Source organism: Halomicrobium sp. HArcht1-1 (genome assembly GCF_058933285.1).
The window spans coordinates 1,950,412-1,962,475 of the sequence record NZ_JBZYDL010000001.1 but is presented as its reverse complement, the minus strand read 5'-3'; the positions used below and the strand labels follow the sequence as shown (position 1 = coordinate 1,962,475).

13 protein-coding genes are annotated in these 12,064 nt (G+C 67.6%); 3 read left to right on the top strand and 10 right to left on the bottom strand.

Translation table 11 applies throughout. The features are described from left to right. Positions 1-64 precede the first annotated feature (64 nt). The 3 genes from AC5FRZ_RS10385 to AC5FRZ_RS10375 all read left to right on the top strand — a co-directional run bounded on the left by AC5FRZ_RS10385 (position 65) and on the right by AC5FRZ_RS10375 (position 2,563). Positions 65-511, top strand: a complete 447-nt coding sequence (locus AC5FRZ_RS10385; protein ID WP_170094614.1) for a DUF5799 family protein — start codon at positions 65-67, stop codon at positions 509-511. 126 nt (positions 512-637) lie between these two features. Next, complete coding sequence (locus AC5FRZ_RS10380; protein WP_170094613.1) at positions 638-1,420, top strand: class I fructose-bisphosphate aldolase; 783 nt, start codon at positions 638-640, stop codon at positions 1,418-1,420. Between the two features lie 24 nt (positions 1,421-1,444). Next, positions 1,445-2,563, top strand: a complete 1,119-nt coding sequence (locus tag AC5FRZ_RS10375; RefSeq protein ID WP_372480711.1) for a PfkB family carbohydrate kinase — start codon at positions 1,445-1,447, stop codon at positions 2,561-2,563. Here AC5FRZ_RS10375 and pfkB read toward each other — a convergent pair. The 10 genes from pfkB to ilvB all read right to left on the bottom strand — a co-directional run bounded on the left by pfkB (position 2,560) and on the right by ilvB (position 11,864). After that, a complete protein-coding gene (gene pfkB / locus AC5FRZ_RS10370) occupies positions 2,560-3,468 on the bottom strand; it encodes a 1-phosphofructokinase (protein ID WP_493564529.1) in 909 nt (302 codons plus the stop codon). The two genes, AC5FRZ_RS10375 and pfkB, sit on opposite strands and share 4 nt — an antisense overlap. Then, positions 3,465-4,229: an HTH-type transcriptional regulator GlpR gene (gene glpR / locus AC5FRZ_RS10365; RefSeq protein WP_170094610.1), complete on the bottom strand. Its 765-nt coding sequence runs from the start codon at positions 4,227-4,229 to the stop codon at positions 3,465-3,467. Before glpR ends, pfkB begins: the two co-directional genes overlap by 4 nt. Before the next feature lie 74 nt (positions 4,230-4,303). Then, a complete protein-coding gene (locus tag AC5FRZ_RS10360) occupies positions 4,304-5,284 on the bottom strand; it encodes an isocitrate/isopropylmalate dehydrogenase family protein (RefSeq protein ID WP_493564528.1) in 981 nt (326 codons plus the stop codon). 92 nt (positions 5,285-5,376) lie between these two features. Continuing rightward, a complete protein-coding gene (locus tag AC5FRZ_RS10355; RefSeq protein WP_493564527.1) occupies positions 5,377-6,018 on the bottom strand; it encodes a hypothetical protein in 642 nt (213 codons plus the stop codon). A 180-nt stretch (positions 6,019-6,198) separates the two neighbouring features. Next, positions 6,199-6,840: a 3-isopropylmalate dehydratase small subunit gene (gene leuD / locus AC5FRZ_RS10350; RefSeq protein ID WP_372480714.1), complete on the bottom strand. Its 642-nt coding sequence runs from the start codon at positions 6,838-6,840 to the stop codon at positions 6,199-6,201. After that, the gene (gene leuC, locus AC5FRZ_RS10345) at positions 6,837-8,258 is read right to left on the bottom strand and encodes a 3-isopropylmalate dehydratase large subunit (RefSeq protein ID WP_170094606.1); all 1,422 of its coding nucleotides are present in this window, start codon (positions 8,256-8,258) and stop codon (positions 6,837-6,839) included. Before leuC ends, leuD begins: the two co-directional genes overlap by 4 nt. Continuing rightward, positions 8,255-8,479: a DUF7989 family protein gene (locus tag AC5FRZ_RS10340; protein WP_153553720.1), complete on the bottom strand. Its 225-nt coding sequence runs from the start codon at positions 8,477-8,479 to the stop codon at positions 8,255-8,257. The genes leuC and AC5FRZ_RS10340 overlap by 4 nt, the downstream gene beginning before the upstream one ends. A gap of 1 nt (position 8,480) precedes the next feature. Further along, complete coding sequence (gene ilvC, locus AC5FRZ_RS10335) at positions 8,481-9,515, bottom strand: ketol-acid reductoisomerase (protein WP_153553719.1); 1,035 nt, start codon at positions 9,513-9,515, stop codon at positions 8,481-8,483. Then, positions 9,508-10,095: an acetolactate synthase small subunit gene (gene ilvN / locus AC5FRZ_RS10330; protein WP_170094604.1), complete on the bottom strand. Its 588-nt coding sequence runs from the start codon at positions 10,093-10,095 to the stop codon at positions 9,508-9,510. The genes ilvC and ilvN overlap by 8 nt, the downstream gene beginning before the upstream one ends. A gap of 8 nt (positions 10,096-10,103) precedes the next feature. Further along, entirely contained in the window at positions 10,104-11,864 is a 1,761-nt protein-coding gene (gene ilvB / locus AC5FRZ_RS10325; protein WP_208626110.1) for a biosynthetic-type acetolactate synthase large subunit, read from the bottom strand. Between the last annotated feature and the right edge of the window lie 200 nt (positions 11,865-12,064).

The window sequence follows — 12,064 nt, the reverse complement described above, 5'->3', positions numbered from 1 at the left end:
GTGGTAAACGACGAGACGACGCCGGCGGGAAACGCTCATACGCCCGGCTCGCGAACGGCTGTGTATGAGTAGCGACTGGACGAACGCGATCGCCGCAGAGCGAATGAAGGTCGACACCGAGTTCAACGACCGCGTCGAGGCCTCGTCGTTCTCGAACCAGCAGTGGAACCTCGTGATGACGGCACTCGAATTCGAGATCCACGGAGCCGAAGATCCGGAGACGGCGGAGATCGTGGCCGACACGTCGAACCTCTCGACGATCATGCCCGAACTCGATCGGATCGCCAAGCAGGGGCCGATGGGCGGCGGCGGTGGCGGGGGTGATTCGAGCGGCGACACCGGCGGCGGGCTCCTGGGCGGCGTCAAGGACGCACTGGGACTCGGTGGGGGCGGTGGCGGCGACGACCGCATCGAGGAAGCCGAGGAGCTCGCGGCCGAGTACGCGGAACTGCTCCAGGAGAAGCTAGAGACGAACGGGCGCTGGAGTATGGTCTGCGACCGCGCCGCGTAGCGCGCGGAGCGACGTTTCGTGACCGTGACTCCCGACAGTGGCGACGCTCTGGCCGAGGGCGATCGGAAACGATACGAAACGATCATATTCGAAAACGCTTTGTGAGCGTTTTTCGTACGAGCGTGCATGCACGTCAGCGACGACTCGCCGCTCGTCCGCAACGGCAAGACGATCGTCCTCGCACACGATCACGGGCTCGAACACGGACCAAAACAGTTCGACGGCGTCGAGGAGCGCCTCGATCCGACCGAGGTCTTCGAGATGGCGACTCACGACGCCGTCACCGCTCTGGCCGTCGGCAAGGGACTGACGGAGACCTACTATCCCAGCTACGACGACGAGGTGAATCTGCTGGCGAAGCTCAACGGCGGTTCGGATCTCTGGATGGGCGAACCGTACGCACCGCAGAACTGGTCGGTGGATTACGCCGCCGAACTGGGTGCTGACGCCGTCGGATACACCGTCTACCCCGGAGTCAACGACGAGCCGCGGATGTTCGAGGACTTCCGGCCGGTCCAGGAGCGGGCACGCGACCACGACCTCCCGATCGCGATGTGGTCGTACCCGCGCGGACAGGCGATCAAGGAGCACCGGAGCCGGGACGTGATCGCCTACGCCGCCCGCATCGGCCTCGAACTCGGCGGTGACTTCGTGAAGGTCAAGTATCCACGCAGTCCGGAGGCTATGGCCCACGCCGTCGACGCGGCCGGCGACACCGGCGTCCTCCTCTCTGGCGGTTCGAAGACCTCCGACCGCGAGTTCCTCGAACTCGTCGAGGGCTGTCTCGACGCCGGCGTCTCCGGGCTCGCGGTCGGCCGCAACGTCTGGCAACGCGCGGACCCGTACGACATTCTCGACAAACTCGAACGGGTCGTCTTCGAGGGTGCGAGTGCAGACGACGTACTCTAAGGGACGGGAAGAGTGAGTACAACTATGAGTTCGTTCGACGACGAGACCGAGGCCGCCGTCGCCGTTGCACGGGCACAGCTCCCGGAGACGGTCCCGAGCGAGCGAGTCGTCTTCGGCTTCGACGGGTACGTCGATCGCGTCCGCGAGGTCGTCGCAGATCGCCACGATCCCGACGACTACGACCGACTGGACACGCTGGCGGGCTTTGGCGATCGCGTCCACGACTCCGTCGCGGCCGACAGCTCCCTCTCCTTCGAGTGGCTCCAGCGAGGGACCCGGACCGGCGGCCACACGAGTCACCTCGCTCGGGCCTTCGGCAGTTGGGGCTTCGATCCGGTGATGATCGGGATGTACGGCCAGCCGGTGCGTGACGTGTTCGCCGACGAGTTCGCCGACTGCGAACTCCACTCGCTGGGCCAACCGGGCTACACGGACGCCGTCGAGTTCGACGACGGCAAGCTCATGCTCATCGAGAACGGGACGACGATGGACCTAGATTGGTCGTTTCTCACGGACCAGTTCGATCGAGAACGCCTCCGTGACCGACTCGACGGCGCGGCCCTGCTTGGCACCGGCTACTGGGCGGAGACGCCCGACCTGCCGGACGTACTCGACGGGATCGCCGGGCTCTGGGACGACATCGACGAGCCGCCCGAGACGGTGCTCGTCGATCCCGGTGACGTGCGGAAGCTCGACGCCGAGCGCCTCGACGGCGGGACGGGGGCCATCGGTCGCCTCGCGGCCCAGACGCGCGTCGTCGTCTCGGCCAACCGCGCAGAGACCCAGCTCCTCGCAGAGACCTACGGCGACGGCAGCGAGCAATCGCTCGCAGCGAAGGCTCGCACGCTCCGCGAGACCTTCGACGCCAGCCTGTTCGTCTCGCACGGCGTCGACCGGTCGCTGGTCGCCGGGGCCGACGGGACCACGGACGTGGCCGTCCCCTCCGTCGACGACCCGGAACTGACCACGAGTGCCGGCGACCACTTCAACGCCGGCCTCGCGCTGGCACTGGTCGCCGGTGTCGATCCGGCCGGTGCCGTCGTCGTCGGCAACGCCGTCGCCGGTGCGTTCGTGCGCAGCGGCGAACCGCCGACGTTCGAGGCGGTCCGTGCGTTCGTCGACGAGTACGAATCGAAGTTCTAGAGCCGTCGCGTCTCGACGGCGGCCCGATCCTCGAAGACGCCGTCGAGATCCGGAACGCCAGTCCCTGCCTGTGCGACTACGCGCGACGCGACCGCAACCCCCGTCGCCAGCGCGAGTTCGTCACGCTCTCCGCGTTCGAGCGACGCCAGCACGCCCGACAGCAGCGCGTCGCCGGCACCGACCGTGTCCACGACGTCGACGGCCAGCGGTTCGGCGTGGACGGCCCCGCCGGGACCGACGAGGACGGCACCGTCGGCTCCCAGCGACGCGACGACGCGCTCGAAGCCCTGCTCTCTGAGTGCGCTGGCGGCCGTCACACACTCCTCGACGGTCCCGACGGTCGTCTCGGTCGCCGCGGCCAGCTCCTCGCGGTTGGGCTTGCACAGAGCGTAGTCGGCCGACAGCGACCGCAGGATCTCGCCTTCGACGTCGACGGCCGTCCGCCACGGCCCGGACGACGCGATGCGGTCGATGGCGTCGCTCTCCAGTCCCGGCGGGAGGCTGCCACCGACGAGCACGCGGGCTGGCTCGTGGTCGGCGATGCGGTCGACGAGGTCGTCGACGGCGCTCGCGTCGACGGCGGGACCCGCCTGGTTGAGCTTGTACTCGGTTCCGGCGGCCAGTGCGGTCGTGTTGAGCCGCGTCGGGTCGTCGACGGTGACGAACTCCGCGGGGACGTCGGCCGCTTCGAGTTGCTCCGTGACGAAGGTCCCGGTAAAGCCACCCAGGAGCCCGGTGGCGACGGTGGCGGTGTCCATCGCGGCCAGGAACTGCGAGACGTTGATCCCCTTGCCACCGGCGTCGAACTGCGCGTCGGTCGCTCTGTTGACCGTCTCGCTGGCCAGTGGCTCGTCGAAGGAGACCGTCTGGTCGACGGCGGGGTTGTAGGTGACAGTGAGGATCACGTGTCTGCCTCCAGGACGGTCACGCCGGCCTCGTCGAGGGCGTCGGCCAGCGCACCGTCCGGTGTGCGGTCGGTCACCAGCGTGTCGACCGCGTCGAGGTCGGCGACGGTGACGAACGACTGCTCGTCGAACTTCGAGCTGTCGGCGACGAGCACGACGCGGCTGGCCTGCTCGACGAACCGGGACTTGACCGCGGCCTCGGCCTCGTTGGGGGTCGTCAGCCCGGTCGTGGCGTCGAGGCTGTTCGTCCCGACGAACAGCAGGTCGACGTGATGGTCGTCGAGGAACCGCTGGGCGGTCGGGCCGACCAGCGCCCGGGTCCGGCGGCGCAACGTCCCGCCGGTCACCGTCACCTCGATGCCTTTGTCCAGCAGGGTCGTCGCCAGATCGGGCATGTTCGTCACCGCCTCGACGTCGGCCTCGCTCGGCAGCGCGCGGGCGACGGCCATCGTCGTCGTCCCGGCGTCGAACGACACCACCTGCGCGTCCTGCAACAGGTCGACGGCGCGGGCGGCGATGGCCTGTTTGGCGTCCAGTCGGTCGACTTCGCGCTGGCCGTACGGACGTTCCTGTCCGACGGACGACGCCGGGACGGCACCGCCGTGTGATCGCTCGATCCGGCCGTCGTCTTCGAGTTCCTGTAGGTCGCGCCGGATCGTCGCCTTCGAGAAGTCGAGTTCGGTTGCGAGTCGGGCGACAGAACAGCCGTCACGCTCCGTGACGAGTTCGACGATCCGCCGCTTGCGCTCGGCTGGCAGCATTACACCGGCGTTCGTGGCCGGGCGACTTACTACTTTCTATCGTTGCTGTTCGTTTTTGCTCGAAACTGAGTGATCTAGAGCCGGTCGACGACGGCCTCGGTGACCGCCTCGGTCGAGGCCGAGCCGCCGAGGTCCGGCGTCTTCGGCCCCTCTTCGAGCGTCGCCTCGACGGCCGTCCGAACGCGGTCGCCCTCGTCCTCGTAGCCCAGATGATCGAGCAGCATCGCGGCCGAGAGGATCATCGCAGCGGGGTTGGCGACGCCCTCGCCCGCGATGTCCGGCGCGGAGCCGTGGACCGGTTCGAACAGCGCGTTGTCCTCGCCGACGTTCGCGCTCGGGAGCAGGCCGAGACCGCCGACCAGTCCGGCCGCGAGGTCCGACAGCATGTCCCCGGCGAGATTCGGACAGATCACGACGCCGTAGTCCTCGGGGTGCATGACCAGGTGCATCGCCAGCGCGTCCATCAGCGCGGTGTCGTAGTCGGCACCGCGGTCCGCTCCGACAGCCTCGGCGGTGTCGAGGAACAGGCCGTCGGTCTCGCGCATGACGTTTGCCTTGTGGGCGATGGTCACGTCGTCGTAGTCGTTCTGGCGGGCGTAGTCGAAGCCGAAGTCGGCGATCTGTCGGGAGGCGTCCTCGGTGACGACACGCGTACACGTCGTGACGCCGTCGCTGATCTCGCTCTCGATGCCCTTGTAGACGCCCTCCGTGTTCTCCCGAATGAACACGAGGTCGGTGTCGGGCTGTACGGCGTCCAGACCGGGGTACGAGACCGCCGGGCGGACGTTGGCGAAGGAGTCGACGACCTGCCGGAGCGGCAAGATTACGTCGGCGGCCGTCTCGCCGGCCGCGCCAAAGAGCGTCGCGTCGGCGTCGGCGGCGATCTCGCGGGTCTCCTGTGGCAGTGCCTCGCCGGTCTCGGCCTTCACGGCGTCGCCGGCCTCGCCCTCGACGAACTCGAAGTCGACGTCGAGCGCGTCCAGTACGTCGACGGCCGCGGGCGTGACCTCCTGTCCGATCCCGTCGCCGGGGATCACTGCGATCTCGTGAGTCATGCGCGTACGTCTCGCGGGCGTCGAAAAGAGGGTGTCGATACCGGTCGTCCGCCCTCGCACGCGGGGTCGACGGACATGAACGCCGCCGCCGTCTACGAACTGCGTGCGTAGGCGACGCCGACGTTGTGCGTGACGAACAGCGCGAGCGCGAGCACACCGAGGCCCGCGAGGGCGGGGTCGGCGCTCTCGATCCCGACGGTCCCGAGCCACCGCGCGGCCGTCGGCGGTCGCAGTTCACACAGCAGCCAGGCCGTGGCCCCGACGGCCGTGACGACGCCGACACTGGCGGTTCCGGAGTCCAGCAACGACGAGTGGGGGACGACGCCGCGGAGTGCGTTGTCCTCGATCGTGTACACCACGGCCAGCGAGACGGCGAGGACCGTCGCCGCGAGCACGAACCCCTCGATCGCGATCGAGGCTTCGGCAACCGCCAGCCACAGATTCCACACCGTCGTTTCGGCGAGCGTGAGACCGACCAGCGTCCCCGTCGACACCGCGAGGTCGACGCCGTTGACCGTCAGGTCCTTCAGGATGCGTTCGACGAGGAGTCCGACCGCGAGGATGCCACAGCCGACGAGGGCCGTCGCCGACGAAAGCGACGCGGTCTGGACGACTGCCAGCCAGACCACGAGCGCCGCCGTCTCGACGAAGGTACACGCGAGTATCGAGACGGCGCGCACGGTCGTCATCCACCCCTCCAGCGACGGTCGCTCACCGCGTTCGTGCGTGGCCATGACCGATGGCAGACGCCGACTTCGGTTTGTTAACCGCTCGTTACCGACGCTCCGTCGGCGTCTGAAGCCGAAAAAGCGCTGCAGCGTCGGTCGTGGCCGCTCGTACTGCTGGCCGTAACTTCGTGACGATCTTCGCCACCCCACGTGGCGAAATCCGTCACCGATCCACAGCCGACGGTCTCAGTCGTCGGAGTGGATCTCGTCTCGGGTCTGGTCGACGTAGGGCAGCGAGTCGGCGGTCGCTGCGATCGCTTGCTCGTTGGACTTCATCAGCGCGGTCGTGTCCCAGATCCCCTCGACGAGGGCCTGTCGCTGTGCGTCGTCCACGCTGACGCCGATCTCGTCGCCACCGTAGGTAACGGTCTCGGCCGCCACGTCGACCTCGATCTCGCCGTCCGGATTGTCGTCGACCCACTGCTGGAGCGCGTCGATGGTCTCGTGATCCGCGGTCACGGTCGGGATGCCGAGTGCCAGGCAGTTGCCGGCGAAGATTTCGGCGAAGCCCTCGCCGATGATGGCGTCGATTCCCCAGCGCATCAGGGCCTGGGGCGCGTGCTCGCGCGAGGAGCCACAGCCGAAGTTGTCGTTGACCACCAGCACGTTCGCGTCCTGGAAGCGGTCTTCGTTGAACGGGTGGTCTTTCTGGTTGTCGTCGTCGTCGAAGCGCAGGTCGAAGAAGGCGAACTCGCCCAGCCCGTCGAAGGTGACGACCTTCATGAACCGCGCCGGGATGATCTGGTCCGTGTCGATGTCGTTGCCCCGGATCGGGACGCCGGTGCCGTCGACGTAGTCGACGGAGGGGATGTCTTCCGTTCCCGTCATGCGGTGGTCACCTCCTCCAGTTCGCGCACGTCAGACACCTCGCCGGTGATCGCCGCGGCGGCGACCATCCGGGGGTTCATCAGGACGGTCCGGCCGTCCTTGCTCCCCTGGCGGCCGACGAAGTTCCGGTTCGACGAGGACGCACAGGCCTCGTCGCCCTCCAGCTGGTCCTCGTTCATGCCCAGACACATCGAACAGCCGGCGTTGCGCCAGTCGAAGCCGGCCGCCTCGAAGATGTCCTTCAGGCCCTCCTCCTCGGCTGTCTTCTGGACGCGCTGGCTGCCGGGGACGACCATCGCGCGAACGTCGTCTGCGACCTCGCGACCCTCGACGATGCGGGCGGCCCGACGCAGGTCTGGCAGGCGGGCGTTGGTACACGAGCCCAGGAAGGCTACGTCGATATCGTAGCCTTCCATGGTCTCGCCGGGTTCGACGCGCATGTGTTCCTGCGCGCGTCGCGCCGTGTCCTGCTTGCCGTCGGCCAGCGCTTCGGGGGCCGGAATCGGGTCGTGGATGCCGATGCCCTGGCCGGGGGTAGTCCCCCACGTCACGACGGGGTCGAGCTCCGAGGCGTCGATGTGGACCACGTCGTCGTACTCGGCGTCGTCGTCGCTGCGGATCGACTCCCAGTAGGGCTTTAGCTCGTCGAACTTCTCGGGGTCGTCCTGGAAGTAGTCCGTCTCTTTCATCCACTCGTAGGTGGTCTCGTCGGGGTTGACGTAGCCCGCACGGGCACCGCCCTCGATGGACATGTTACAGATGGACATCCGGCCTTCCATGCCGAGGTTCTCGATGGCCTCACCGGCGTACTCGTAGACGTAGCCGACGCCGCCCTCGGTGCCGAGCCGGCGGATGATCTCCAGGATGATGTCCTTGGCCTCGACGCCCTCGCCGAGTTCGCCGTCGACCTGGATCTTCCGGACCTTCTGTTTCTCCATCGCGATGGTCTGGGTCGCCAGCACGTCCCGGATCTGGCTCGTGCCGATCCCGAACGCGAGCGCGCCGAACGCACCGTGTGTCGAGGTGTGGCTGTCGCCACAGACGATTGTCTTGCCGGGCTGGGTGATCCCCTGCTCCGGCCCGATGACGTGGACGATCCCCTGATCGCCCGTCGTCGGATCGGAGAACTGGATGCCCGCGTCGCGGACGTTCTCCTCTAGCTCGGCCATCATGTTCTCGGCCGCGTCTTCGGCGTAGGGCCGATCCTGGTTCCCGGTCGGGACGATGTGGTCGACCGTCGCGTGGGTCAGGTCCGGTCGCGCGACTTCGAGGCCGCGCTCTTTGAGCATCCCGAACGCCTGGGGACTCGTGACCTCGTGGATGAGGTGGAGCCCGACGAACAGCTGGTCCTGCCCGTTGGGCAGGGTCGTGACTTTGTGCCGGTCCCAGACCTTGTCGTACAGTGTGTTCTGGCTCATACGGAATCCGTCCGTCCCTCTGTGCCGCGCTCGAAGACGCGGGTCGTCCCTTCAGTGGGAGACTCGTGGTCCACGTCGTCCATGGTGTCGGTCTCCGCCTCCTCTGTCTCCGTCGGCCGCTCGCCGCCGTCGGCGACCACTGTCGGGCCGCGACGGAACGCGCCGCCGAACGATTCGTCCGTGTGTGGATGCGTGTGATCCACGTCGTGCATGTTGCTCATGTCAGTCGTCTGCTGGTGCTTCCGCAGCGTCGGCGTCGGCGTCCTCGCCGTCCCACGCGAACAGTTCGCGCAGGTCCGCGCCGACGCGTTCGATCTGGTGGTTCTGTTCTGCCGAACGGTACTGCTTGTAGGCCGGCCGGTTGGCCTGGTTCTCCGAGATCCACTCGCGAGCGAACTCGCCGTTCTGGACCTCTTCGAGGATCTCTTCCATGCCCTCGCGGTCGATCACCGACTCACCGCGCGTGAGACCGCCGTACTCGGCGGTGTCGGAGACGGAGTTCCACATCCCCATGTGGCCGCCTTCGTACATCAGATCGACGATGAGTTTGAGTTCGTTCAGACACTCGAAGTAGGCCATCTCGGGGGCGTAGCCCGCGTCGACGAGCGTCTCGAAGCCGGCCTTCACGAGGTCGGTGACGCCGCCACAGAGGACGGCCTGCTCGCCGAACAGGTCGGTCTCGACTTCTTCCTGGAAGGTCGTCTCGATGACGCCGGCTCGCGCGCAGCCGACAGCCTGGGCGTAGGCGAGTGCCTCCTGCTTGGCGTCGCCGGTCGCGTCCTGCTCGACGGCGATCAGGCCCGGCGTCCCCTCGTCGCGCTTGTACGTGCGGCGCACGAGGTGGCCGGGGGACTTGGGCGCGACCATCGTCACGTCCACGTCCGCGGCGGGCTCGATCTGGCCGTAGTGGATGTTGAACCCGTGTGCGAACTGGAGCGTGTCACCCGCGTCGAGGCCGTCCTCGATGGTCTCGTACACGTCGGGCTGGACCGTGTCTGGGACCAGCATGACGACGATGTCGGCCTCGCTGGCGGCGGCCGCGGGCGTCTCGACTCGCAGTCCGTCGGCTTCCGCCTCGGTCCGGGAGGACGAGGACTCTCGCAGGCCGACCACCACGTCGACGCCGCTGTCGTCGAGGTTCTGTGCCTGTGCGTGGCCCTGGCTGCCGTAGCCGAGGATCGCGACGGTCTTGTCTTCGATGTGCGATGCGTCTACGTCTTCGTCGTAGTAAACGTCGGTCGTGAGTTTGTCAGTCATCGTTCTCCAGTGTGTCGGCCCCTCTTTCAAGTGCTGCGGTTCCGGTCCGCACGACTTCCTGCACGTCGAACTGCTCGAACGCGCCGACGGCGGCGTCGATCTTCTGCTTGCTGCCGGTCAACTCGACGGTGACCGATTCGGCGGTCACGTCGACCGCCTGCCCGCCGTACATGTCCGCGACGGCGTTGACGTCGTCTGGCTTCTCGCCGCTGACCTTGATCAGCGCGAGTTCGCGGCGCGTGTTCTGCTGGTCCAGTTCCGTCACCGAGATCGTCGGCACGAGCTTGCGCAGTTGCTTTTTCGCCTGCTCGATGCCGGGCTGGGGTTCCTCGATGACGATCGTCATCCGGGCCACCCCGTCGTCGTGAGTCGGGCCGACGGTCAGGCTCTCGATGTTGAACTGCCGGCGGCTGAAGAGGCTCGACACCTCCGAGAGGACGCCGGGCTCGTGTTTCACGAGTGCGGAGAGGACGGCCTCGCGTGGCTCGTGTGTGACCTCCGCCTCGGGGTCGATGCGAATACCCTGCGTGTTGCGCCGCCCGTCCGGACGCATCCGCTCGTCCGGGGCCGGCCCTGGCATACCACCGGTCATAGTTGCTCCAGATGTCGCTCGTTCAGTGCGAACAGTCCGTTGTCCCCGCCGCTGGGAACCATCGGATAGACGTTCTCTGCGGGGTCGATGATCGCGTCGACGACCGAGGGGCCGTCGTACTCGCGTGCCGCCTGGATCGTCTCCTCGACGTCGTCGTACTCCTCCAGCCGGAAGCCCCGCGCGCCGAAGGCCTCGGCGAGCTTGTCGAACTCGGGGATCCACGGGTACTCGGAGGCCATCCGACGACCCTCGTGGAAGGCGTCCTGCCACTGGCGGACCATCCCGACGGCCTCGTTGTTGAGGACGACGTAGGTGATGTCGAGGTTCTCGCGGACGGCGACCGAGAGCTCCTGGACGGTCATCAGGAAGGAGCCGTCACCGTCGAAGCAGACGACCTCCTGGTCGGGCGCGGCCAGCTTCGCGCCGATGGCGGCGGGCGCGCCGTACCCCATCGTCCCCAGTCCGTGACTGGAGACCCAGGTGCGGGGTTCGGTGAACTCCCAGAACTGGGAGGCCCACATCTGGTGCTGGCCGACGCCGGTACAGACGATCGTGTCGTCCGGCGTCAGCTCGCTGAACCGCTCGACGACGTACTGTGGCTTCAGCGGTTCGTCGTCGGGCGTCTCGTAGTCCATCGGGTACTCGGCTTTCCACTCCTGGCACTGCTCGCGCCACTCGTCGGCGTCCGGTGCGGACGGCATCGCGTCGTACAGCTGCCGGAGCGTGGCCCGAGCGTCGCCGATCAGCGGGTAGTCCGCGTGGACGTTCTTGCTGATCTCTGCGGGGTCGATGTCGACGTGGACGATGTCGGCGTCGGGTGCGAAAGAGTCGATCCCGCCCGTCAGTCGGTCGTCGAAGCGGGTGCCGATCGCCAGCATGCAGTCGGTGTTGGTGATCGCCATGTTGGCGTAGCCGGTGCCGTGCATGCCCGCCCACTCAAGCGAGAGCTCGTGGTCTTCCGGGAAGCTCCCGATCCCTGGCATCGTCGTGATGACCGGGATCTCGTACTCGAAGGCGAAGTCCCGCAGCGCGTCGGCCGCGTCGGCCTTGATGACGCCGCCGCCCGCGAGGACGACCGGCCGCTGGGCGGCCGCCAGCGCGTCGGCGGCCTCCTGGACGTTCTCGTCGTCGGCCTCTTCGGGCACGTCGTAGGTGTCTGGCTTCTTCGGCGGGGCCGGCTCGATGTCCGTCTCCCCTTTGGTGATGTCCTTGGGGAGGTCGACCAGCGTCGGTCCCTGCCGTCCCTCGTTTGCCAGCGCCCAGGCCTCGCCGACCTCGGTGCCGACGGTGTCTGCGTCGTCGGCGAAGTAGCTGTGCTTGGTGACCGGCTGAGTGATGCCGACCGTGTCCGTCTCCTGGAAGGCGTCGTTGCCGACGAAGTCCGTCGGCACCTGGCCGGTCAGCGCGATCATCGGGTCCGAGTCCATGTTGGCGTCGGCCAGCCCGGTGACGAGGTTCGTCGCGCCGGGGCCAGACGTGGCAAAGCAGACGCCGGGCTCGCCCGAGACGATGCCGAAGGCGTCCGCCGCGTGGGACGCGCCCTGTTCGTGGGCCATCGTGACGTGGTCGATCTCGGAGTCGTACAGCGCGTCGTAGACGGGCATGATCGCGCCGCCCTGGACGCCGAAGACGTACTCCGCGCCCGCGTTTTCCAGCGCCCTGACGACCGACTGTGCGCCGGTCGTGACCGGGGCCTGCTCCGCCTCGTCTTCGTCGGCGTCGGCCTCGTCGGCCTGGACCGACGCTCGTTCACTCATCGCTCTCACCTCGCTGTCCTGTTCGATACTGTGGTCGTGTGTGTGTATGCATTGCTGGAGTCTCCTGCGTTGGTGGAAAACCGGTCCGACGATCGCTGAGAAGTGTGGTAGGAGGGGCTATACAGCCCCTACAATACGACCGCCGAGAAGCGTGGCCGCGCGGCTGGCCGCGGAGCGAGCCCCGGTACCAGCCTGCGCCA

What these genes read in the sequence shown, in the direction of transcription:
- leuD (WP_372480714.1), bottom strand. Translation starts at nt 6,840, where the DNA reads ATGACGGGAACGGAAGACATCCCCTCCGTCGACTACGTCGACGGCACC.
- AC5FRZ_RS10360 (WP_493564528.1), bottom strand. Translation starts at nt 5,284, where the DNA reads ATGACTCACGAGATCGCAGTGATCCCCGGCGACGGGATCGGACAGGAG.
- AC5FRZ_RS10380 (WP_170094613.1), top strand. Translation starts at nt 638, where the DNA reads ATGCACGTCAGCGACGACTCGCCGCTCGTCCGCAACGGCAAGACGATC.
- ilvC (WP_153553719.1), bottom strand. Translation starts at nt 9,515, where the DNA reads ATGACTGACAAACTCACGACCGACGTTTACTACGACGAAGACGTAGAC.
- glpR (WP_170094610.1), bottom strand. Translation starts at nt 4,229, where the DNA reads ATGCTGCCAGCCGAGCGCAAGCGGCGGATCGTCGAACTCGTCACGGAG.
- ilvN (WP_170094604.1), bottom strand. Translation starts at nt 10,095, where the DNA reads ATGCCAGGGCCGGCCCCGGACGAGCGGATGCGTCCGGACGGGCGGCGC.
- AC5FRZ_RS10375 (WP_372480711.1), top strand. Translation starts at nt 1,445, where the DNA reads ATGAGTTCGTTCGACGACGAGACCGAGGCCGCCGTCGCCGTTGCACGG.
- leuC (WP_170094606.1), bottom strand. Translation starts at nt 8,258, where the DNA reads ATGAGCCAGAACACACTGTACGACAAGGTCTGGGACCGGCACAAAGTC.
- ilvB (WP_208626110.1), bottom strand. Translation starts at nt 11,864, where the DNA reads ATGAGTGAACGAGCGTCGGTCCAGGCCGACGAGGCCGACGCCGACGAA.
- AC5FRZ_RS10340 (WP_153553720.1), bottom strand. Translation starts at nt 8,479, where the DNA reads ATGAGCAACATGCACGACGTGGATCACACGCATCCACACACGGACGAA.
- AC5FRZ_RS10385 (WP_170094614.1), top strand. Translation starts at nt 65, where the DNA reads ATGAGTAGCGACTGGACGAACGCGATCGCCGCAGAGCGAATGAAGGTC.
- AC5FRZ_RS10355 (WP_493564527.1), bottom strand. Translation starts at nt 6,018, where the DNA reads ATGGCCACGCACGAACGCGGTGAGCGACCGTCGCTGGAGGGGTGGATG.